The organism is Pseudomonas fluorescens, assembly GCF_000968015.1.
GTDB lineage: Bacteria > Pseudomonadota > Gammaproteobacteria > Pseudomonadales > Pseudomonadaceae > Aquipseudomonas > Aquipseudomonas fluorescens_W.
In genome coordinates this window covers 109,896-132,077 of sequence record NZ_LACH01000009.1, presented here as the reverse complement: position 1 = coordinate 132,077, position 22,182 = coordinate 109,896, and the positions used below count along the sequence as shown (strand labels likewise).

22 protein-coding genes and 1 pseudogene are annotated in these 22,182 nt (G+C 60.1%); 8 read left to right on the top strand and 15 right to left on the bottom strand.

What is annotated here, in order from left to right:
* Positions 1–236: 236 nt before the first annotated feature.
* Both VD17_RS06540 and VD17_RS06535 read left to right on the top strand, forming a co-directional pair.
* Positions 237–1,211: a 2-hydroxyacid dehydrogenase gene (locus VD17_RS06540; RefSeq protein WP_046053194.1), complete on the top strand. Its 975-nt coding sequence runs from the start codon at positions 237–239 to the stop codon at positions 1,209–1,211.
* Between the two features lie 137 nt (positions 1,212–1,348).
* On the top strand, positions 1,349–1,858 hold the full coding sequence (locus tag VD17_RS06535) for a DUF2165 family protein (protein ID WP_046053193.1): 510 nt from the start codon (positions 1,349–1,351) through the stop codon (positions 1,856–1,858).
* Positions 1,859–1,885: 27 nt separating this feature from the next.
* Here VD17_RS06535 and VD17_RS06530 read toward each other — a convergent pair whose 3' ends face one another.
* On the bottom strand, positions 1,886–2,788 hold the full coding sequence (locus VD17_RS06530; RefSeq protein WP_046053192.1) for a DMT family transporter: 903 nt from the start codon (positions 2,786–2,788) through the stop codon (positions 1,886–1,888).
* 138 nt (positions 2,789–2,926) lie between these two features.
* Here VD17_RS06530 and VD17_RS06525 point away from each other — a divergent pair, with 138 nt between their 5' ends.
* Complete coding sequence (locus tag VD17_RS06525) at positions 2,927–3,802, top strand: AraC family transcriptional regulator (RefSeq protein ID WP_046053191.1); 876 nt, start codon at positions 2,927–2,929, stop codon at positions 3,800–3,802.
* 128 nt (positions 3,803–3,930) lie between these two features.
* Here VD17_RS06525 and VD17_RS06520 read toward each other — a convergent pair whose 3' ends face one another.
* The 8 genes from VD17_RS06520 to VD17_RS06485 form a co-directional block, all read right to left on the bottom strand.
* Positions 3,931–6,360, bottom strand: a complete 2,430-nt coding sequence (locus VD17_RS06520; RefSeq protein WP_046053190.1) for a TonB-dependent siderophore receptor — start codon at positions 6,358–6,360, stop codon at positions 3,931–3,933.
* 231 nt (positions 6,361–6,591) lie between these two features.
* On the bottom strand, positions 6,592–7,581 hold the full coding sequence (locus VD17_RS06515; protein WP_046053189.1) for a FecR family protein: 990 nt from the start codon (positions 7,579–7,581) through the stop codon (positions 6,592–6,594).
* Positions 7,578–8,141, bottom strand: coding sequence for an RNA polymerase sigma factor (locus VD17_RS06510; RefSeq protein WP_185753108.1), 564 nt, complete (start codon positions 8,139–8,141; stop codon positions 7,578–7,580). Before VD17_RS06510 ends, VD17_RS06515 begins: the two co-directional genes overlap by 4 nt.
* Before the next feature lie 4 nt (positions 8,142–8,145).
* Positions 8,146–8,472 carry a DUF3325 domain-containing protein gene (locus VD17_RS06505; RefSeq protein ID WP_046053188.1) on the bottom strand — a complete coding sequence of 109 codons (327 nt, stop codon included), beginning with the start codon at positions 8,470–8,472 and terminating at the stop codon, positions 8,146–8,148.
* Positions 8,473–10,053 carry a PepSY-associated TM helix domain-containing protein gene (locus tag VD17_RS06500; protein ID WP_046053187.1) on the bottom strand — a complete coding sequence of 527 codons (1,581 nt, stop codon included), beginning with the start codon at positions 10,051–10,053 and terminating at the stop codon, positions 8,473–8,475. It lies immediately after the preceding gene.
* On the bottom strand, positions 10,050–10,355 hold the full coding sequence (locus VD17_RS06495; RefSeq protein WP_046053186.1) for a DUF3649 domain-containing protein: 306 nt from the start codon (positions 10,353–10,355) through the stop codon (positions 10,050–10,052). Before VD17_RS06495 ends, VD17_RS06500 begins: the two co-directional genes overlap by 4 nt.
* A gap of 201 nt (positions 10,356–10,556) precedes the next feature.
* Positions 10,557–10,964 carry an HPF/RaiA family ribosome-associated protein gene (locus tag VD17_RS06490; protein ID WP_008150614.1) on the bottom strand — a complete coding sequence of 136 codons (408 nt, stop codon included), beginning with the start codon at positions 10,962–10,964 and terminating at the stop codon, positions 10,557–10,559.
* A gap of 213 nt (positions 10,965–11,177) precedes the next feature.
* Positions 11,178–12,125 (bottom strand): LysR substrate-binding domain-containing protein, encoded by a 948-nt coding sequence (locus VD17_RS06485; protein ID WP_046053185.1) that lies wholly within the window; start codon positions 12,123–12,125, stop codon positions 11,178–11,180.
* A gap of 135 nt (positions 12,126–12,260) precedes the next feature.
* Here VD17_RS06485 and VD17_RS06480 point away from each other — a divergent pair, with 135 nt between their 5' ends.
* A complete protein-coding gene (locus VD17_RS06480; RefSeq protein WP_046053184.1) occupies positions 12,261–13,637 on the top strand; it encodes an L-serine ammonia-lyase in 1,377 nt (458 codons plus the stop codon).
* A 59-nt stretch (positions 13,638–13,696) separates the two neighbouring features.
* Positions 13,697–14,998, top strand: a complete 1,302-nt coding sequence (locus tag VD17_RS06475; protein ID WP_046053183.1) for a serine/threonine transporter — start codon at positions 13,697–13,699, stop codon at positions 14,996–14,998.
* Here the strand turns inward: VD17_RS06475 and VD17_RS06470 are convergent.
* The gene (locus tag VD17_RS06470; RefSeq protein WP_046053182.1) at positions 14,980–15,252 is read right to left on the bottom strand and encodes a hypothetical protein; all 273 of its coding nucleotides are present in this window, start codon (positions 15,250–15,252) and stop codon (positions 14,980–14,982) included. The genes VD17_RS06475 and VD17_RS06470 overlap by 19 nt on opposite strands.
* Positions 15,253–15,294: 42 nt before the next feature.
* On the opposite strand from VD17_RS06470, the gene VD17_RS06465 reads away from it, so the two are divergent.
* Entirely contained in the window at positions 15,295–15,612 is a 318-nt protein-coding gene (locus VD17_RS06465) for a DUF3509 domain-containing protein (RefSeq protein ID WP_033057836.1), read from the top strand.
* Here VD17_RS06465 and VD17_RS06460 read toward each other — a convergent pair.
* On the bottom strand, positions 15,609–16,109 hold the full coding sequence (locus VD17_RS06460) for a phosphate-starvation-inducible protein PsiE (RefSeq protein ID WP_046053181.1): 501 nt from the start codon (positions 16,107–16,109) through the stop codon (positions 15,609–15,611). The two genes, VD17_RS06465 and VD17_RS06460, sit on opposite strands and share 4 nt — an antisense overlap.
* A 308-nt stretch (positions 16,110–16,417) precedes the next feature.
* On the opposite strand from VD17_RS06460, the pseudogene VD17_RS06455 reads away from it, so the two are divergent.
* Positions 16,418–16,672: pseudogene (locus VD17_RS06455) on the top strand (YebG family protein); the annotation flags it as partial.
* A 162-nt stretch (positions 16,673–16,834) separates the two neighbouring features.
* Here the strand turns inward: VD17_RS06455 and VD17_RS06450 are convergent.
* The 4 genes from VD17_RS06450 to VD17_RS06435 form a co-directional block, all read right to left on the bottom strand.
* On the bottom strand, positions 16,835–17,944 hold the full coding sequence (locus VD17_RS06450; protein ID WP_046053179.1) for a dihydrolipoamide acetyltransferase family protein: 1,110 nt from the start codon (positions 17,942–17,944) through the stop codon (positions 16,835–16,837).
* A gap of 16 nt (positions 17,945–17,960) precedes the next feature.
* Positions 17,961–18,947, bottom strand: a complete 987-nt coding sequence (locus tag VD17_RS06445; protein ID WP_046053178.1) for an alpha-ketoacid dehydrogenase subunit beta — start codon at positions 18,945–18,947, stop codon at positions 17,961–17,963.
* Positions 18,940–20,034, bottom strand: coding sequence for a pyruvate dehydrogenase (acetyl-transferring) E1 component subunit alpha (pdhA, locus tag VD17_RS06440; RefSeq protein WP_046053177.1), 1,095 nt, complete (start codon positions 20,032–20,034; stop codon positions 18,940–18,942). Before pdhA ends, VD17_RS06445 begins: the two co-directional genes overlap by 8 nt.
* A 114-nt stretch (positions 20,035–20,148) precedes the next feature.
* The gene (locus tag VD17_RS06435) at positions 20,149–21,168 is read right to left on the bottom strand and encodes a Glu/Leu/Phe/Val dehydrogenase family protein (protein ID WP_046053176.1); all 1,020 of its coding nucleotides are present in this window, start codon (positions 21,166–21,168) and stop codon (positions 20,149–20,151) included.
* A gap of 183 nt (positions 21,169–21,351) precedes the next feature.
* Here VD17_RS06435 and VD17_RS06430 point away from each other — a divergent pair, with 183 nt between their 5' ends.
* Entirely contained in the window at positions 21,352–22,155 is an 804-nt protein-coding gene (locus VD17_RS06430; RefSeq protein ID WP_046053175.1) for a SirB1 family protein, read from the top strand.
* Positions 22,156–22,182 lie beyond the last annotated feature (27 nt).

The window sequence follows — 22,182 nt, the reverse complement described above, 5'->3', positions numbered from 1 at the left end:
GCCGGACGCTCGGGGCGAGCGCTTTTGGTTACTTTTAAGGCGTTTGTTAAAAGTGACTCGCCGTAAGGGCGAAACCCTAAGCCGCCGTTACCGCAGAAACGGATATGTACACCACCCACCCAAAACATGGTCGGCCCAAAGGCCGCCAAGGACAAAAGCGCCCAACACCCTCCCCCAAATCCAAAGAAGAATGTTAGCGTGCTTGGCACTCTCCAAGCCCGACGAGCCCTCAACCCATGAAAAAGACCGTCCTCGCCTTCAGCCGCGTCACCCCCGAAATGATCGAACGCCTGCAGCAAGACTTCGACGTCATCGTGCCAAACCCGAAAAACGGCGACATCAACGCCCAATTCAACGAAGCCCTGCCCCACGCCCACGGCCTGATCGGCGTCGGTCGCAAACTCGGTCGCGCACAACTGGAAAACGCCGCCAAACTGGAAGTCGTCTCCAGCGTCTCGGTCGGCTACGACAACTACGACCTCGCCTACTTCAACGAACGCGGGATCATGCTCACCAACACCCCCGACGTCCTCACCGAAAGCACCGCCGACCTGGCCTTCGCCCTGCTGATGAGCAGCGCCCGCCGCGTCGCCGAACTGGACGCCTGGACCAAGGCCGGCCAGTGGCAAGCCACCGTTGGCGCACCGTTGTTCGGCTGCGATGTACACGGCAAGACCCTGGGCATCGTCGGCATGGGCAACATCGGCGCGGCCATCGCCCGTCGCGGGAGACTGGGCTTCAACATGCCGATCCTCTACAGCGGCAACAGCCGCAAGACCGAGCTGGAGCAGGAACTCGGCGCACAGTTCCGCAGCCTTGATCAACTGTTGGCCGAAGCCGATTTTGTCTGCCTGGTGGTGCCACTCAGCGAAAAAACCAGACACCTGATCAGCCATCGTGAACTGGCATTGATGAAACCGAGCGCAATTCTGGTGAACATTGCCCGTGGCCCGGTGGTAGACGAACCTGCCCTGATCGAAGCGCTGCAAAACAACCGGATCCGCGGCGCCGGGCTGGACGTTTATGAGAAAGAACCGCTGGCCGAGTCCCCCCTGTTCCAACTGAAAAACGCGGTGACATTGCCGCACATCGGCTCGGCGACTCATGAAACCCGCGAAGCCATGGCCAACCGTGCCTTGGCTAACTTGCGCAGCGCCTTGCTGGGTGAGCGACCGCAAGATCTGGTGAACCCACACGTCTGGAAACACTAACTAAAGCGGGCAGGCGTTTAACCGCCTGCCCGTTACACACACCTTGCAATTCAGTTCACCGCTACAAAAAACACGCTCACTATAGACTCCCCTTACTTAGTCCACCCTGCGAACTTAAGTTATGGAGAGCCCCTGCATTGAACGACCTGACAACCGACAAACTCATTAGATACAGCAAAGTCATTCTAATGGCCTACATAAGCTTTTTTGGCTTGATGGTGATGTACAGCAACTTTACCGACTACCCGTCCAATTACGAATACGTCGGCCACATCCTCAGCATGGACACCACCCGGGAAAACCTGAACCTGAGTTACAGAGCAATCACTTCGCCGATGCTCCATCACCGTATTTATTGGTTAATCATCACTCTGGAAGTTGTTTATACGGCTTTCTGCTTGCTGGGCACTTACCATCTTTATCGAAACATCAATACACCTGCAGCCGTTTTTCACGAAGCGAAGAAGTTTGCGATCATCGGACTATTGATCGGCTTTTTTGTCTACTACATCTGCCTGCAAGTGATCGGCACCGAATGGTTCAATATGGATGAATCCGCAACGTGGAACGCCAAGGATTGGGCCAGGCACATCGTGGACTTCATGTTTCCACTGCTGATTTACATCACGCTCAACATCGAACGCTGACGTTTCAGCGTTCGATTAACCAAACCTTTAAGCCAATTTGCCGTTCCCTTGCACCATCGCCACCCTGGGCTTACGAAACACCAGCACATTGCCCAGCATCACCAGTACCAACCCCACCAAGGCGGGCGCGGTCCATTGATAGCCTTCGGCAAACGCCGACACGTTCAGCGCCACGACGGGGAACAGTACGGTGCAATAGGCGGCGCGCTCCGGCCCCATCCGCCCGACCAACGTCAGGTAGGCAGTGAAACCGATCACCGAACCCGGAATCACCAGGTACAGCAGCGAGCCGATGTAGCGCGTGTTCCATTCCATGTCGAACGGAATGCCTTTGACCAGGCACCACGCCGACAGCATGGCCGCGCCATAGGCCATGCCCCAGGCGTTGGTGGTCAGCGGTTTGAGCCCGGCTTTCTGTTGCAGGCTCGACAGCATGTTGCCCGCCGAGAAGCACAGCGTCCCGAGCAATGCCAAGCCCAACCCGAGCAAGGTTTGCGGGCTCGCGGTGTGGCCCGCCACCTCAGGCCAGAACAACAGGCCAAGCCCGAGCAGCCCCAGCGCACCGCCCATCAGCACATTGCGAGCGACTTTCTGGCCGAAGAACACGCGTGCATTGAGTGCGTTCCACAACGTGGCGGTAGAAAACACCACCGCGACCAGACCACTGGGTATCCACTGGCTGGCAGTCAGAAAACACATGAAATTGATGCAGAACAGGCACAACCCCTGCGCCAGACAGATCAGATGCCCGCGACGGTTCATCACTTGCAGGCGGCGACTCAGCACCAGCACCACGAACAGCACCAACGCTGCGAGGCCGAAGCGATAGACAATCGACACCGGAATCGCCACCACGCCCAGTTGCCATTTCAAGGCAATCCAGGTGGTGCCCCAGATCAGCACGGTCAGCAGATACAACGAAAGGTTCATGGCAAAGACTCCTGAATAGGCCTTCAGTGTCCTGCGCCAAGGGCTTTTGCACTTGCATAAACTTGCGCTTTTGTCGGGCCACAGGCTGGCAGCCGAACGGCTACGGAGTAGGATGCAAGGCGTCGGAGAGAAGCCATCATGCCCGCACTGGAAAACCTGCAAGTCTTTCAAGCCCTCAACCGCTCGCCCAATGCTCGCCTCGAGCACAGCGCCGAGCTCGGTGACGGCATGGCTGCAGCCTTGTGGAGCAACCATCACGACGCCCAGGATTACGAAGCGCCGAGCCATCACACCTTGTCCTGCTACATCGCCGGCGGCACCGGAACCTTTCGCCGCGACCAGCCCGACACCAAGGGCGGCCCCGACAAGCTGTGCATCCTGCCGGCCGAGCATCAATCGGGCTGGGTGATCAACGGCGACATTCGCCTGGCCCATGTGTATTTCAGCCCCGAACAATTTGCGCTCGGCTGCGTAACGTTGCTGGACCGCGAACCTCGCGAGCTGCAGTTGCGCGAAGCCACCTTTCTGGACGACCCGGCGCAAGCCCGGCGCTTTCGGCAAATGCTCACACTCAACTGGGACGAGCCCGGCGAACGCGTGCTCACCAGCAGCCTGGCCCATGAAATGCTCAGCCACGTACTGCTCGGCCAGGTTGGGATGCGTGAGGGCTTGCGGCTGAAAGGTGGATTGGCAGCGCATCAGCGGCGGCAGTTGGTGGAGTTCATCGACAACCAATTGGCCGAGGCCATCAGCCTGGGGCAGTTGGCTGCGTTGTGTGCGTTGTCGGAATACCACTTTGCGCGGATGTTTCGCGAGAGCTTTGGGTTGCCGCCGCATCAGTATGTGTTGGCTCGCAGACTGAACCGAGCGCGGGAGTTACTGCGTTCGTCGTCGCAGCCGTTGGGGGAAATTGCGTTGGCGTGTGGGTTTGCCAGTGCCAGTCACTTCACCAATCGGTTTCGTCAGGCATTGGGCGGAACACCCGGTGAGTATCGCCAGGCGTTTTTGCGGTAGGCCCGAAGACTATCGGTGTCTAGGATGCCGCCATCGCGAGCAAGCTCGCTCCCACAGGGGATTTGTGAACGACACAGATCCAATGTGGGAGCGAGCTTGCTCGCGATGAACGATGACGCGGTCTGCGATCAGAACTCCAACGTGCTCGACAACGAAATCTGCCGCGAATCGCCCATCGACACAAAGAACCGACTCGCCGCCGAGGTGTAGTAGGTGCGGTCAAACAGGTTCTTCACGTTGAGCTGGAACTTGACCTTCTGCCCTTCGACTCTGGTGTCGTACGTGGCGAACGCATCAGCCACGGTGTAGCTCGGCAAGTCGAAATCGTTCACGGCGTTACCCGCTCGCTCACCGACATACCGCGCACCCGCGCCAACCCGCAACTGATCACCACCGACGATGGTGCCAAAGTCATAAACCGCCGACAGCGAGCCGCTATTCTTCGCTACGTTTTGCAGTTTTTTGCCTTTGTAGATCGGGTCTTCGGTGACTTCGGCATCGGTGTAGGCATAGCTGCCGATCATGCTCCAGCGATCACTCAGCTGACCGCTCAGGTCCACTTCCAGACCACGGGAACGCACTTCGCCGGCAGCGCTGTAGATCGTCACGGGGCCTTCGGAGTTGGCCACCAGCACGTTGCGTTTCTTGATGTCGAACAGCGCGACGTTACCGGTGACGCGGCCCGGCATGTCGAGCCTGGCGCCGATTTCCCAGGACTTGGCTTCTTCCGGCGCGATGCTGCCGTCCAGCACGGTGCTGCTGCCGCTCAACGGCGCGATGGTCGAGTTGGGTTTGAACGACTCGGTGTAGCTGCCGTAGAACGACAGTTCATCGGTGTAGCGGTACACCAGGCCGGCGCGAGGCACCCATTTCTGGCCGTTGCTGTCGGTGTTGGCCTTGAACGGCACGCCTTTGCCGGCGTACTGGTCGTATTCCTGGAAGCGTGCGCCAGCGACGAAAATCCATTGATCGGTCAGGTGGATCGAGTCCTGGAGGAATACCGAATCGCTGCGCAGTTCATCGGTCTGCGCGCTGTCCGCCGGGCTGACCGTGGTGCCAGCGACTTCACGGCCGTAGACCGGATTGACGTAGCTGAAGGTGCTCAGGCTTTTCTGGCGGATCAGGTCTTCGCGGTAGATCTTGCGGTACTCGTCGTCGACGCCGAACACCAGGTCATGCTTCATCCCCGCGAGTTGGACATTGCCTTCAAGGCTGGCGGTGGTGAAGCGGTCGGTGCTGATCGCGTTCTGAGTGCCGTCCATGCTGCGAGTCAGGGTGCCTTTGTTGGTGTCGATGGCGGTGATGCGCACTTGGCTGGCGTCGTAGGTTTCGCGATTCCAGCTGTAACCGAAGTGGGCTTTCCAATTGTCGTTGAGCTCGTGATCGGCCTCGAAGTGATAGAGGTCCGAGCGTCCTTCCATGTTGTTGAAGGGCTCGTCGAGGCGACGCTCGCGGGAGATGTCCAGCGGATGATTGTCACGCGGGTCGATGATCGTGCCACGGTCGAACGGGGTCAGAAACTCGCGGTGTTCGTAGGAGAACAACAGCTGGGTGCTTTCGCCGAACCAGGCCAGTGACGGTGCTACTAATGTCTCGCGGTGAGTGCCGAAGTTGCGCCAGTAATCTTCGTCTTCGTGGTCCAGGACCATGCGATAGGCCAACCCGGAATCACCCAACGCGCCGGTGCTGTCGAGGCCGCCACCGCTGCCGTTTTTGCCGTCGCCGTAGGTCGAGCCACGCAGGGTCAGGGCGTTGTATTGCTCAAGCTCTGGCTTTTTGCTGACCATGTTGACCACACCGCCCGGGTCTTGAATGCCGTAAAGAAGCGAGGCCGGGCCCTTGAGCACTTCGACCCGGTCCACGGTCGCATTCATGCCACGGCCCTGCACGATCGGCATGCCGTCGCGCATGATCGAGCCGTTACGGTTGTCGCCGAAACCGCGAGTCATCACCGAGTCCTGAGTGCTCGCCAGTGTGTTGCCTTGAGTAATGCCGCTGACGTTGGCCAGCGCGTCATCCAGATTGCGCGGCGCCTGATCACGAATGACCTGAGCCGGAACCACGTTGACGGTCTGAGGGATTTCCTGAAGCAAGGCCGATGTGCGCATCACCGAACTGGTGGGCGGCGGCTGATAGCTCATGGATTGATCGGCCACCGAGGTGATGGTGGTCGCGCCCAGGTTCAAGGCACCATCGGTTGGCAACGGCTCCAGCACCCATGTGTGGCCGTCGGTGCGACGGAAGGTGAACCCCGAACCGCTGAGCAAACGCTGCATCGCTTGCTCGGCACTCATCTCTCCGCTGAGCGCTGGAGCGTTGATGCCGTAAGGCGCCTCATCGGTGTAGACCACGCTGATACCGGTGATCCGGCTGAAGTCGCTCAAGGCCTGAGGCAGCGGTTTGGCAGCCATTGCGAAGCTGAACTGCGCACTCTGTCGGGCACTTCCGGCCTCAGCCCCCACCGCGATACTCAACGGCAGCAATGCCAGCGCCGAAAAGCTCAAGGCACATGTACCCAACCATTGTTTGACCGAACCCGATTTCGCCCTGGACTTCATTGCTCATGACCTGTGTAGAACCGCTACGGATGCGAATGACTCGCAGTTTCAGTCACTACACGAATGGCGTCGGGGTTTACCTCACCAGAAAGTTGAAAATATTTTTTATCGGAGCGATGTGGTGTTTGATCTGACGCCATCGCGAGCAAGCTCGCTCCCACAGGGGAATGCATTCCAAATTGTGGGAGCGAGCTTGCTCCGGGCGGCGTTCCGACGATGAGGCCGTATGCCTCAACGAAGAATAATCAGATGCCCCAAAACCTTGTGCTGCTCAAACCCCAACACCCCTTGCAACGAACTCAGCACCGCTTGCGGATCCTTGCTAGGAAAGCTGCCACTGACCCGCCGTGCCGCGAGTTCATCGTTGAGCAGCACAATCCGTCCCGGGTAATACCGCCCAAGGTCTTGCACCACGTCGGCGAGTGTCGCCTTGTAGTAATTGAGCCATCCCTGACGCCAGGCCAACTGCGCTTCGCTGTCGACCGCGTGGAGTTTTTCCGCTGAACCCTCGCCATACGCCACTTGCTGGCCAGGGGTGAGGATCTGTTGCGTGGCGTTTTTGTCAGCCGTCACACCAACCCGACCGGACAACACAGTGACCTGAGCGCCGTGCGGTTGCAGACGCACTTCGAACTGAGTCCCCAGCACCCGCGCCTGGCCTTTTTCAGCGTCCACCACAAACGGCTCACCGGTGTGGGCCACGTTGAAAAACCCAGCGCCGCGCCGCAGCTGAACGTGCCGCTCGCCACGACTGAAATCCACGGCAATTGCACTGTCGGCGTCCAAGGTGACTTGTGACTGATCCGCCAGCGTGACGGTGCGAATTTCCCCCGGCGCCGACACATAGTCCGCGCCCAGATCATCGACCCAGCGCGATGGTTGCCAGCCAGCACCGAAGCCGATCATCAGCACCAGACACGCGGCCATCGCCAACGCACCGGACCAACGCCGAACGCGGGTACGGCGCGAGCGATTCATGGCGTTGAGGTAACCCTGCAAGGCAAACGCGTCTTCATCGGCCAACGCTCGGGCCGGTGTTTCGGTCAACTCCCACACCACTTGCGCCTGGGCGTAAGCCTCGGCATGGGCCGGGTCGGCCTGTAGCCAATGGCTGAAGGTGACCTGATCGCCGCTGCTCGGCTGATCATGCAACAGACTCAACCAGGCGAAGGCCGCCTGTTCCTGAGCAGGCGTCGGGGTGACGCGTTCGGTGTTGTTCACAGTGCTTTCCCTGGCGTGCGCGGTTCGGGTTCCCGCAGGCTGGCCTTGCAAGCCTCGAGGGCGCGCATCATATGTTTTTCCACGGCGCTTTGGGACAAACCCATGGCCTTGGCGATCTCGGCGTATTTGCGCCCGTGAATACGGTTGAGCAAAAAAATCTGCCGCGTGCGCTCAGGCAGCGCGCGCAACGCCGCTTCGACGTGACGCAAGTCGTTGCCCGCCTCCAACGCCGCTTGCGGTTCGCTGCCGTGACTGTCGGGTTGATCCGGCATCCAGCCCTCGTTGACCCGCACCCGCGTGCCTTCGCTGCGCAAATGGTCGATGGCGATGTTGCCGGCGCAGCGCAACAGGTAAGTGCTGAGTTCTTCGACCTGCACCAGCGGTCGACGCCAGAATCGCAGGAACAAGTCCTGCACCAGGTCCGCGGCCGTCGCCCGGCAACCGACTCGGCGGCTCACCAGCGCTTCCATTTGCGAACGCTGGGAAAGGAACACCTGCAGGAAATGCGCACGCGCACCGTGATGTTCATCGTCATGGGGTTCCGGTGGACGGGTGATCATCAGGTCAGCCCTTTGCAAACACGGCGACGGGGCTGGCGAGCAGACTCAAACCGGCCAACGCCAAGGCCAGGCGCGGGCGATACGGCATCAACCACACCAGCAGCAAAGCGCTGAGCATCAACACCGCAAACCACTCCACCAATCCAAGTCCCCAGCCCGTCGACGACACCGCAGCCCACAGCGATAACGCCAGCAACAGCCAGCCACTGAGTTTCATTCCTTGGCGGCGACGGGCCGAGGGCTTGCGCCCCAGCAGTTCGGCGTGATGCCGATCCATCGATAAACAGAGCGCGGTGAAACCGCCGTAGCACAGCAACCAGGCCAAGAACATTCAGTGCGCCTCTTGCTCAAGCATTACCGATTTCGCCCGCGCTCGAGTGACGATTCCAGCCTGCCCCGCGCGCTGCATTTTCCACGCAGCCCACGCGAAAAACAGACCACTGCCCAGGCACGTCAAATCGAAACCGGCCATGGCCCAATCGCCCTGAATCAGGGTGACGCCCAAGTGATAAGGCGTGGTCAACGCGTTCAGCAGAGGCAGCGCACAGAACAGCAACGCCGCCAGCGCCAACTGTTCGACCCACGCTGCACGACCACGGCGGACCATGGCGTGCAACACACTCAAGCCCCAGACGATGAAGAAGCCGTTCACTTCCCAATCCGCGCGCTCGGCCATTGCGACCGGCAACAATCGATTGGCCCAGAAGAACGCCGCCACCGCGACCATCAACCCCGACATGCTGGCGATGTTCAGGACTTCCACCAGTCGCAATTCAAACGGCATCACGCCGCTCTTCACATGTTTGAGCTGACGCTTGCCGAGCCAGATCACCAGCCCGGTACCGATCATCGCGGTGCCCGCCAAACCACAAACGAAGTACAGCCAGCGCAACACCGGACCGGCGAAATGGCCCATGTGCAAGCCATAGAAACTGCCGGCAATCGCCATGGGCAGTGTTTGCTTGGGCGTCGTGCTGAGCAGCTGCCCGGTCACGCCGTTGAATGTCAACGCGCTGCCAAAGTCGTGGACCACTCGGTCGGCGCCGTCACGCGCAAGAATGACCGAGGCATTCGCATCGCCCGGATTGTTCACCGTCAATCGCCCGGCCCGTCCGCCCGACCACAGCTCGCTGGCCCGTTCCAGCAGCGGACCCAACGGTGCCAACTGGCCCGGTCTGCCTGCCATTTCAGGCGTATTGGACGCTGGAAACACCTCATCGTAATACGCCTCGACATCACCTTTGTACGAGGCAAGGATGCTCGCCGGCATCACCATCGCCATGAAAATCACCAGGCTGCTGTAAGTGATCATCAAATGAAACGGCAACACCAGAACGCCCACTGCGTTGTGCCCGTCGAGCCAGGAGCGCTGGCCCTTGCGCGGGCGGAAGGTGAAGAAATCCTTGAAGATTTTCTTGTGGGTGATGATCCCGCTGATCAGCGCGACGAACATCACCATCGCGGCGATGGTCGACAGCCAGCGCCCCCACGGATAGGGCATTTGCAACTGAAAGTGGAAACGGTAAAAGAATTCGCCACCGCGTGTGTCCCGGCCCTGCACTTCTGCACCGGTTTGCGGGTCGAGCAGTTTTTCGGTTAATTGACCGCGCGTGCCTGGCTTGGCCGGTGCTTGCTGCCACCTCACCGACAACCCGGGTTCGCGAGCATCCGGTAAATCGATGAGCCATCGCGAGGCACCCGCGGCGTGCTGCTCAAGGTAGTGCTGGGCAACGGTCAGACTGGCTTCGGAGGACAGCGAACGGGCGGGAATTTCCGGCTGCATCCAGTGGCTGATCTCGTCCTTGAAATAGGCGAGTGTGCCAGTCAGGAAAATCGCGAACAGCAGCCAGCCGAAGATCAACCCGGCCCAGGTGTGCAGCCACGCCATGGCCTGTCGAAAGCCCTCTTTCATGAGTGGTCCATCCAGTAGGCCAGCCCCGACACCGCCGCCAATACCACGCTCGGCACGATCAATCCGAACCAGGCTTGCCACGCATTGCGACAGGCGAAACACCAGAGTACGGCGACCAGATACACCAGAAACGAGGTCATCATCCCGGTGACCACCGCTTCGCCGCGAGCCATGGGCAGCCACATCGTCAGGCTGACACTGGCCAATGCCGCGACGAGGTATCCCCCCAACACGGCAGCCAGCACTCGGGAAGTGACGGCCAGTCGGTAGGAAACGGGGAGCGCGGTGATTTTGCCTTTCATGTTTCGACCTTGAAACGGGTGAAGCCTCGTGAATGTCACGGGGCCAACAAGGTCGCAATATTAATGATAAATATTCTCATGTGCAAAAGAGATCCGACGGGATCGTTGTTACGGCAGTCCAAATGTCAGTCAGCACAAACAAAAACGGGCCTGCATAAGCAGACCCGTTTGTCAGTGGAAAGGAAAAAAATTAATCAGGCTTCAGCCGTTTTGCGCAGCCTGTTCGTTCTCGAGAAATTCGTCTTCCAGCAGCGCATCGGCTGCAACTCTCTCGAACGGCACGACAGCGGCACGTGGTTTGCCCCGCAGTTTGCCGAACAGGTGCTCAAGCGCATGTTCAAGTTTTTCGGCCGCACCGTCGATCGCCAGTTCCAGGTTTGCGGCTTTATGGGTGACAGAAATCGGTTGGTGGCCTTTTGGCCGCGCTTCCAGCTGACAGCGCATGTCATGGGGACCGGGCTTGTCGCCGTTCTCGTCCCGCAGGTGAACCTCGACGCGTGTCAGGTCCTCTTCATAACGTTCGAGCGTGCTCTCAATGGTAGTACGTACCCACTCCTCCAGTCGGATGCTGCTTTGAATATGGTTATCGCTGTTGACTTGGATTTGCATAGTTCATCCCTTATTTCAGCTAGCTCGCGAGAGGCACATCGGCTGGCCCTTGGGCGTCATCACCGTGACCTCTTACTTACACAATCGGTCTGCTCGCAGAACAATTCAACCCCTAAAAAAAGATAAATTTTGATTCGCAAAAAAAGCCGGACAAGGAGCAAAAGCGCTGTTAAGGTCGGGAGTTGGGTCGCCTGGCTCTTTTGTCACAATTGCTCACATCTGCCGCTCCGCCAGCGGGTGCAGGCTTCGAAATATCCCCGCCTCCTCCACCAGCCAGTCATGCACCGCACGCACGCCCGGATGGCTCAGCGCCCCCGGCGCATAAAGCAGCACGTAACGCTTGTGATTGGGCACCGCCAGGCCAAACGGCACGATCAACGTCCCCCGCTCCAGCTCGTCATTGAGCAACGTTCGCCGCGCAATCGCCACGCCCATCCCGGCAATCGCCGCTTCGATGGTCAGGTGATTGCGATTGAAGGTGTGCCCGCGCCGCACATCCGCGCCTTCGAAGCCGATGGCGTTGAGGTAGAACTCCCACTCCGCATACTCGTAACTGCCGCGCCAGGCGGTAATGTCGTGCAGCAACGGGAAATGCATCAGGTCCGACGGGCCATGCAGCGGTGGCCGGCCGCGCAGCAGGCTTGGGGCACAGACCGGGAATATCTGTTCGTCGAGCAAGGTTGTGGATAACAAACCGGGATAGCTCCCGTCATTCAGGTCGATGGCCAAATCGAAGTCGCCTTCGTGCAATGGCACGCTGCTGTCCTCGGCTACGAGCCGTAATTGAATGTCCGGGAATCGCTGCTGCAAACGTGGCAGGCGTGGGGTCAACCATTTGCTCAGGAACGACGGGATCGAGCGCACCCGCAAAATTCCGCTGATCATTCCGGCGTCCAGTCGTCGCAATTCCGCATCGATGCTGCCGTAAGCCTCGTTGACCGTGATGGCCAATCGCTGGCCTTCGGCGCTCAGTTCCACACCGCGAGCACGACGGTGGAAAAGTCGAAACCCAAGTCGTTCTTCCAGTTGTCGGATTTGCTGACTGACCGCACCCGGCGTGATGTGCAGTTCTTCGGCGCATCGGGTGAACGACAAGTGCCGCGCGGCACAGGAAAACACGTGCAGCCAGACGTAAGTCTGGGCGTGCAATTGGCGACTCATTGTTTAGTCCTGCTAAAGGCTGTCTTAGGAAGTTTCGTTGGTCACGTAGGACCGAGGTAGGCAGTATCGCCGACATTGCGCTTGTCCTACAAAAATGGCAGCGATTTCTCTTCCATTGCTTGTATAGGCTTTAGCATGGCTATCAGTGTTTTCGATCTCTTCAAAGTCGGCATCGGTCCGTCCAGTTCCCATACCGTCGGCCCGATGCGTGCCGCCGCGACCTTCGCCCAAGCCCTGATTGACCAACAATTGCTGGCCGACGTACGGCGAGTAGAAATTCGACTTTATGGCTCGCTGTCGGCGACCGGCGTCGGTCACGCCACCGACCGCGCCTGCGTCATGGGCCTGATGGGTGAATGGCCGGACAGCATCGATCCCACGTCCATCGACAGTCGAATCCAGTCTCTGCGTGAAACTGGCGAACTGTCTCTGGCAGGCAAATCGACCATCGCCTTCAACTGGCAACGCGACCTCCTGCTGCTCGACGAGAGCCTGCCCTACCACCCCAACGCCATGTCCCTGACAGCCTTTGGCGAAACCGGAGAGCTGGCGGAGCAAACGTACTACTCGATCGGCGGCGGTTTCATCATCGAGGCGGCCGAAGCCGAGTCCGGCATCGCGCCAACCAGCGATGTGGTGCTGCCGTACGATTTCTCCAGCGCTGCCGAATTGCTCAGGCTCTGCAACCTGCACGGCCTGCGCGTTTCCGAGTTGATGATGGCCAATGAATTGGCCTGGCGCAGCGAAGCCGAAATCCGTCAGGGCCTGCTGCACATCTGGTCGGTGATGCGCGAATGCGTCGAGCAAGGCCTGCGCCACGAAGGCATCCTGCCCGGCGGTCTGAATGTTCCGCGCCGCGCAGCGAAATTGCACCGCAGCCTGCTGGAAATCGGTAAGCCGAATGTCATCACCTCCACACTGTCGGCCATGGAGTGGGTGAACCTGTTTGCCCTCGCCGTGAACGAAGAAAACGCGGCGGGCGGGCGCATGGTCACGGCGCCGACCAATGGTGCGGCGGGGATCATTCCGGCGGTGCTGCACTACTACATGAAATTCAACCCGGACGCGTCGGACGATGACGTGGTGGCGTTCTTTTTGGGCGCAGCGGCCGTGGGCATTCTCTGCAAGAAAAACGCGTCTATCTCCGGTGCCGAAGTCGGCTGCCAGGGCGAAGTCGGCTCCGCCTGCGCCATGGCCGCCGCCGGTCTGGCAGACGTGCTCGGCGCCACCCCCGAGCAACTGGAAAACGCCGCCGAAATCGGTTTGGAACACAACCTCGGCCTGACCTGCGACCCGGTCGGCGGGCTGGTGCAAGTGCCGTGCATCGAGCGCAATGCGATTGCTGCCGTGAAGGCGATCAACGCCACGCAAATGGCCCTGCGCGGCGACGGCAAACATTTCATTTCCCTGGACCGGGTGATCCGCACCATGCGCGATACCGGCGCCGACATGCATGACAAATACAAAGAGACTTCACGGGGCGGCCTGGCTGTTAGCTGGGTGGAGTGCTGAGGAGCACTCCCTGACCGTCCGCACGTGAGCCCGAGCAAGAACAATAACGAGGCCAAACGATGACCGATGTACGTACACCTGCTGCCGATAATCCTGCTGTAGAACTCAAACGCGACACAGCAACAGCCACCAAGGGCTGGAGTAAACACGACACCACCTGGATGCTCGGTCTTTACGGCACCGCCATCGGCGCCGGCACGCTGTTCCTGCCGATCAACGCCGGCGTAGGCGGTTTCTGGCCGCTGCTGATCCTGGCAGTGCTGGCGTTTCCGATGACTTTTTTCGCCCATCGCGGCCTGACCCGATTTGTGCTGTCCGGGCGCTCCGGGGACATCACCGAAGTGGTGGAAGAACACTTCGGCATCGGTGCCGGCAAGCTGATCACGCTGCTGTATTTCTTTGCGATCTTCCCGATTCTGCTGGTGTACAGCGTGGCGCTGACCAACACCTTGAGCAGCTTCATGGAGCATCAGTTGCACATCGCCCCGCCACCGCGGGCGATTCTGTCGCTGGTACTGATCCTCGGTCTGATGGCGATCGTCCGTTGCGGTCAGGGTGTCATCGTCAAATGCATGAGCGTGCTGGTTTATCCGTTCGTTGCGGCGTTGCTGCTGCTCGGTTTGAGCCTGATCCCGAACTGGAACGGCGCATTCTTCGCCACCGCCAGTGAAGGCATGCCGATGCCGCTGTTCTTCAAGACGCTGTGGCTGGCGATCCCGGTGATGGTGTTTTCGTTCAACCACTCGCCGATCATCTCCGCCTTCTCCGTCGATCAGAAACAGCGTTACGGCGAACAGGCCGAACGCAAAAGCAGCGGCATCCTCGCCATCGCCCACGCGATGATGGTGGTAACGGTGATGTTCTTCTGCTTCAGCTGCGTGCTGGCCCTGTCCCCGGCTGATTTGGCCGCCGCGAAGGCGCAGAACATCTCGATCCTGTCGTACCTCGCCAACCACTTCCAGACGCCGGTCATCGCCTACGCCGCGCCGTTGATTGCGCTGGTGGCGATCACCAAGTCCTTCCTCGGCCATTACATCGGCGCCAGCGAAGGCTTCCAGGGCCTGATCGTGAAAAGCCTGCGCGGTCGTGGCCGGGTGATATCAACGAGCTGGCTTAACCGCGTGACCGCGCTGTTCATGATCCTCAGCTGCTGGGCCGTGGCGACGTTCAACCCGAGCATCCTCGGCATGATCGAAACCCTCGGTGGGCCGATCATCGCGTGCCTGCTGTTCCTGATGCCGATGTACGCCATCCGCCGCGTGCCGGCCTTGCGCCAGTACTCGGGTCAGGCCTCGAACGTGTTCGTGGTGCTGATCGGTTTGATTGCACTGTCTGCGATCATCTACTCATTCATGCCCTGAAACGGGCAGGCAAAAAGAAGGCGGGCCACGGTGCCCGCCTCTTTTTTACCGTGTCTATTGTTCGACAATTTTTCCGGCATGCCACTTGCTATATCTATGTAGGAGCTGCCGAAGGCTGCGATCTTTTGATCTGTAGCGCCTTCAAGGGCGCCAAAAATCAAAAGATCGCAGCCTTCGGCAGCTCCTACGCGATACGGAAGAAAGTAATGAACATGGAATGCCGATGGTCTGGTATTGCGAACCAACCCGATCATGGCCGGTCAACAACTGCACGTTCAATCAGGCGGTGACGCATCATGGACAACCCTTTTCAGCTCATTACCGATGCTTTTGCAGCGGATTATCAGATCAACCTGAGCATTCAGGGTCTGGATGGCAGCATCATGCTGACCCTGTCCAACAGCGGTCACGTGGTCGCCAAACGGATGATCAGCGCCGAACAACGCAATGACACCCAGCGCCTCAAACGCCTGGTGCAAAGCATTCAATTCGGCATCGCCATCGAACAGGGCCACAGCGCCGTGGCCATCCTTGAAGCCATGACCGACGGCGACAATTGCAACCTGCCGCCGCCACGCGTCAAGGGCCACAGCCGGCCGGCCATGCGGCTTTAAAGCTCGCCCTTCTCCACTTCGGGATGCTCACCGGAACCCGCACCGATCTTGCGTTGCGGGTGTGCGATCTTCACCGAAGGGAATTGCGACGAGGCGTAACGCACCACCAGAATCGCAAACGCCAGCAGCAGAATCCCGCCGCACAGGTAGATGATGCCGATATCCGGCGGGTTGTGGTGCGAGACGTTGGAGATCAGCAGCCGCGTCAGCGCAGTGATCGCCACGTAGATCAGGAAGCGCACCGGCATGTGGTTGGTCTTGAAATAAATCCCGACCATCGCCCCCAGTTCCAGGTAGATGAACAGCAGCAAGATGTCATCGATCTTGATGTGCCCTGCTTCGATCATCCCCAGAAATTCCATCACCGCCGCCCACGCGGTGACTGCACCGATGGCGAACAGCGCCAGGTAGTGGAAGGTCTCGACGAACAGGTTGCCCAGCGACTCGGCCAGTTGATGCACGTTCTGCCGCAGGTTCTCGGCCCAGTTGATTTTCACGATGATTCTTCCTTAGCTCGGTTCGAGCGGATGATGCGGGTTTGACGTGACGGTTGTTCTGCATGCAGAAAAAAGGCCAGGGGCTGTTGGGTGAGATGGCGATGGGCTGCCATTGGACACTTTTGTGGAGCGTTCGAGGGCCTCATCGCGAGCAAGCTCGGCTCCCACAGGTCTTGCGCAGACCACCTGATTTCGGTCTACATTAAAAAGCCACTACCCAAAGCGCAGGGATTCGCTTATCCTTTTCGCTGTATATAAATACAGTAGTCGAATAAGACAACTTAATGTGAAGGCATGTGAGGTGGTGAATGGCCGTCGAAGTGGTATACCGCAGCAGCCGAGATCTGGAGCGCTTGTTCATGGATAAAGCCGAAGCTGACCGTCATGACAAAATGCTCGAACTGGCCGAGTTGCTGGCTGAAGTGTTGCACAAAGCCGTTCCGTCCCTGACCGAACAGCAAGTGGAAGAAGCCGGGATCTACATGGCGAAGAACCGCGATGTGTTCGCCAAGGCGTTCAAGAGCCAGCCGGATGCGTTGTCCGAATTGCTCAATGCGCCGGCTGAAGTCGTTGAACAGGCTGCCCCCGTTGAGGCGCCTGCACCTGTTGAAGTCGTTGAGCCGACCAAGCCAGCTAAAGCCCCCAAGGCTGCCAAGTAAGCAACGCCCGAATTGAATAGGCCCTGAGTCAAATGACTCAGGGCCTTTTTCATGCCTGCGAAAAACCTAAGCGTCGGGTTGCTCCAGCGCCTCGACCAGCGCCTTGAAGAAACGCGCCGCCTCGCCCCCCGTCACCACGCGATGATCGAAGGTCAGGGACAGCGGCAGGACCGGATGCACCACCACCGCACCATCGACTGCGACCGGTTCGTCGCGGATCGCGCCAGCGGCGAGGATTGCCACTTGCGGCGGCACCACCACCGGGTTGGCATAGCGACCGAACAAGGTGCCGAAATTCGACAACGTCAGGGTCGCCCCCATCATTTCCTTGGGCGGAATCGATCGCGCCTGCACGTCGGCCCTTAATCGCATGACGCCTTCCTTCAAGTCAGCCGGGGTGCGGTGACCGACATCGCGCAGCACGGGCACGAACAAGCCGTCCGGGGTGTCCACGGCGATGCCCAGATCGAGCCGTTCGTGTTGTTTGAGCGACAGGCTTTTGCCATCGAAGGCACTGTTGAGCACCGGCTCCACGGCGCACGCGGCCGCCATCGCTTTGGCGAGACGAATCAGCGGTTCGCGGGCCTGACCCCAGCGATGCAGGTCGGCGTCACCGAAAATCGTCACCGGCACCACTTCGGCATGAGACCGCGCCATGTTCAGCGCCATGCTGCGCCGCACACCGCGCAACCGTTCGCCGCCGAAGCGCTCGCGTTCGGTTTGAGCCGCGCTTTCCACATCCGTGCGGGTGATCAGTCCCTCGTGGCCGGAGCCCGTCATCCCGCTCAACTCCACGCCGAGTTGCCGGGCCAGTTGCCGCACAGCCGGTGTGGCGCGAGTCGCCAGGTGCTCTCGGGTCGAAGGGGCTGGCCCGATGAAAAACGAGTCCTCCTGACTGCTGCCGCCACCTTCAAGCCGCCCGACTACGGTGCCCGCGTCCGCTTCGCCTTCGTAACCGAGCAGGGGTTCACCGACGTGAATGATGTCGCCCTCACCGCCATGAAGTTTCGCCACCACGCCGTCATAGGGTGCGGGGATATCCACAAGGGCCTTGGCCGTTTCCACCGACACCAGCAGTTGATCGGCCTTCACGGTATCGCCGACCGCGACGTGCCAACGGACGACTTCCGCCTCCTGCAAACCTTCGCCCAGGTCCGGCAGTTTGAAATACTTCATCGCAGCCTCCTTGGGTTCAGGAAAATTGAAGAACGTTGTCGCAGGCCTGAAGAATGTCCTCGACGTTGGGCATATAGAGCAATTCCAGTCGATACAGCGGCGGCGGAATATCCGGCGCGGTGACTCGCTGAATCGGTGCCTGCAAGTCCAGCAACACCCGCTCGTAGAGGCTCGCGGCGATTTCCGCGCCGACGCCGCAGGAGCGCGGCGCTTCATGAACGATCACGCAGCGACCGGTCTTGCGCACCGAGGCTTCCAGCGTGTCGAGGTCCAGCGGCTTGATACTCGCGACATCGATCACTTCCGCCGAGACACCCCGCTCGGCCAATGCGGTGGCGGCTTGCAGGGTTTCCATCACACTGGCGCCCCAGCTGATCAGCGTGATGTCGCTGCCTTCGCGCAGGGTGAAACAGCTGTCCAGCGGCAGGCGTTTACCGTCATCCACCAGCGTTTGCGGGTTCATGCGATAGAGCCGGGTCGGCTCGAGAAACACCACCGGGTCCGGGTCATCGATGGCCGCCAGCAACAAGCCATAGGCCCGAGCCGGCGATGACGGAATCACCACCCGCAGACCTGGAATGTGCGCGAACAATGCTTCAGTGCTTTCACTGTGATGTTCCGGCGCGCGAATCCCTGCGCCCATCGGCGTGCGCATCACCATCGGGCACGTGATCCGCCCGCGCGTGCGATTGCGCATGCGGCTGGCGTGGGACACCAGGTGTTCCATGGCCGCGTAGATGAAACCCATGAACTGGATTTCCACCACCGGTTTCAGGCCCTGCGCGGCCATGCCGACCACGATTCCGCCGAGCATGGTTTCGGCCAGCGGCGAGTCGATGACTCGCTTGAAGCCAAAGCTGTCGCGCAGCCCTTGGGTGGCGCGAAACACGCCGCCGTTCACTCCGACATCCTCACCGAGGACGATAACGTTCTCGTCTTCGCTCATCGCCCGATGCAGCGCAAGATTCACCGCTTCCAGCAACGTGACTTTGCCGTTACTCATGGCTCGAATCTCCCGCGCGGCGCGCCGCCCTTTCGAGCAACTCTTCACGCTGCCCGGCGAGGGACGCCGGCCATTGGGCGTAGACGTGATCCATGATCGATTCGGGCGCCTGAGTACCCGCTGCCTCGAAGTTATCCACAGCGCGCTGCACCAAGCCCTGGCATTCGCTGATCAGCGCCTGTTCGCGACCTTCGTCCCACACGCCTTGGCCGACCATGAAACGTTGCAGGCGTTTAATCGGTTCTTCGAGCCAGGCCTGTTTGACCTCGTCAGCCGACCGGTAGCGTGTGGCATCGTCGGCGGTGGTGTGGTCGCCGAGGCGATAGCTCAGGCATTCCAGCAACACAGGGCCTTTACCATGACGCGCCCTTTCGAGGGCCGCTTGTACTCGGTCGTAAACCGCGAGCATGTCATTGCCGTCGACCTGCTCACCGTGGAACCCGGCACCGATCGCTTTCTGTGCCAGGGTCGGGGCGCCGCACTGAATCCGTCGTGGCACCGAGATCGCCCATTGGTTGTTATTGACCACGAACACCACCGGCAACTGCCAGGCACCGGCAACGTTGAGGGCTTCGAGGAAATCGCCCTTGCTGGTGGCACCGTCGCCGCAGGTGGTGACGGCGACCCGATGTTCGCCGCGGATTTTGAATGCACTGGCAACGCCGCAGGCATGCAAGGCCTGGGTGGCAATCGGCACACAGATCGGAAAATCCTGGGCCGCCGCCGGTTCGGCAAAGTCGCTGCCGCGCTCGTCACCGCCCCAGTACAGGAGGATTTCTTCCATGCGTACCCCGCGCATCAACTGCACGGCGGTGTCACGGTAATACGGAATCAGCACGTCTTCGGCGTGCATCACGCTGCCGACGGCGACGCCAATGGCTTCCTGGCCCAATGTCGGCGCATAAGTGCCAATGCGCCCGGTGCGTTGCAGGGCGACGGCTTTCTGATCGAAAAGACGGGTCAGGACCATCTGCCGATAAAGGCGCGTCAGCAAATTGAAATCGTCGGCCCAGGCAGGAAGATCGCCGAGCAATTGGCCGTCAGGGGATAAAAATCGGGTGTAAGGCAGCTCAACCTTGTGAGGCATCCACGGGCTCCTGGCACGCCGCGTCAGCGTGCGTCAGTCAAGCCTGACGCTTGTGGCGCCAGGCCTTGGGAGCAAGTCTGCCGGATAGGCCCTCACTCCTTTATCGGTTCAGGCTCATCGATACAGCACTTTCTCCGCCAACTCGTCAGCCACTCGGGCCGGCGAGCGTTTTTCCGCTTGGGCATGGGCGAAGACTTCGGTCAGCCGGGAGCTGATTTTCGACAGGTGTGCGGTGATGGTCGATAGCTCTTCGCCGCGATGTTTGAGCGAAACGTAGATCAGCCCGCCTGCATTGATCACGTAATCCGGCGCATACAGAATGCCCCGCCGCTCCAGTTGATCAGCGACTTCCAGATGGGTCAGTTGGTTGTTCGCCGAACCGGCCACCGCTGCGCAGCGCAGTTGCGTCACGCTGTGGCTGTTGAGCACGCCACCGAGGCCGCAGGGCGCAAGAATGTCGCAAGGGGTGCTGAGCAGCGCGTCGTTGGCGATCGGATGAGCGCCAAGTTGCTCCATCGCCAGTTGGACCTTACCGTGATCGATGTCACTGACCAGCAGTTCGGCACCGGCGGCATGCAGCTGTTCGGCCAGGGCAAAACCAACGTTGCCGAGCCCTTGAATCGCCACTCGCAGGCCTTCGAGGTTATCGCTGCCCAGCCGGGCCATGGCGGTCGCACGAATACCGGTGAACACGCCCATCGCCGCGTGCGGTGCAGGGTCGCCCGCCGAGGTGGTGCTGGTGACGTGCTGGGTCTGTTGGGCGATGCAATCCATGTCCGCCACCGAGGTGCCACTGTCGATGGCGGTGATGTAGCGGCCGTCGAGCTGATTGATGCAACGCCCGAAGGCTTCGAATAGCGCGGCGCGGTTTTCCACATGGACCGGGCGAACAATCACCGCCACGCCGCCGCCCTGAGCCAGGCCGGCCAGCGCCGCCTTGTAACTCATGCCTTGTGCGAGACGCACGGCATCCTCGACGGCGGACTCGTCGCTGGGATAGGCAAGGTAACGACACCCGCCCAAGGCAGGCCCCAGACGGCTGTTATGAATGGCAATGACCGCCTTCAACCCGGTGACCGAGTCGACGCTCAGATGCAGGGATTCAAGGCGAGTGCTTTGCATGAGAGCGAACATCGTAGGGCTCCCGAATCACTTCTTGTAGTCGCCAGTATAGGCTTGCGCCCGAAAATTGCAGAAGCGCACCGGAATAAGCGACGCCGCCATGCAGACTTTCGGACATAACCTGTAACCGCCTATGTTCGGCACTGGACGAATGCCTGAGACGGGGCTAAAACGAGGCATTACCCGGAGATTTTGATGACCCCCCGCCAACGTTTCTTCGACTGTCTGCAACGTTCACCGCCCGCGCTGTTCGAGGCGGCGCTGTGGATTGCCGCCGAACACGACAGTGAGGTCAATCCCGAGGCGGTGCTGCACGATTTCAAGAACCTGCAGCAACGGGTCAGTTATGGCTTGCCGATGTTGCCGGTGAGTGAGTTGGCCCAGCCGTTGTTACGGCGTATGAATGACCTGGGATTCGCTCAGGACGACTCCTCGCCATTGCGTCCGCAAGTCGCGCTGGTCAATAAAGTGCTGGAACGCAGGCGTGGGCAGCCGCTGAGTCTGGGATTGATTGCCCTGGAACTGGCCAAAGGTCTGGAAATTCCCATGGTTGGCGTCAACTTCCCCGGGCATTTCCTGCTGCGGGTACCGGGCGCCGATCACCTGCTCGACCCCTGCGGCGGGCGTCGGTTGTACCCCAACGATTGCCGGGAGTTGCTGCAACGCCAGTACGGTCCGAACATGCAGCTTGGCGCCGAGCATTTGCTCACGGCCGAGCCGGTGCAAATGCTGCAGCGGCTGTCGCGCAACCTGCGTCAGTTACACCTTTCCAACGATGACTACATCGGCGCCCTGATCGACGCCGAACGTGTGCTGGAACTGGGCAACGCCATCGCCTCCGACTACCTGGCCCGGGCCAGCCTCTATCAACGGCTGGATTGCCCGAACGCCGAGCGCTTCGATCTGGAACATGCCCTGCTGCTCAGTGACGACCCGATCCAGCGGATTCGCCTGACTGAGCGATTAGGGCATTTGCCGCCGAACTCAATCGTCCATTAAAAGCAAAAGATCGCAGCCTCGTTTCAC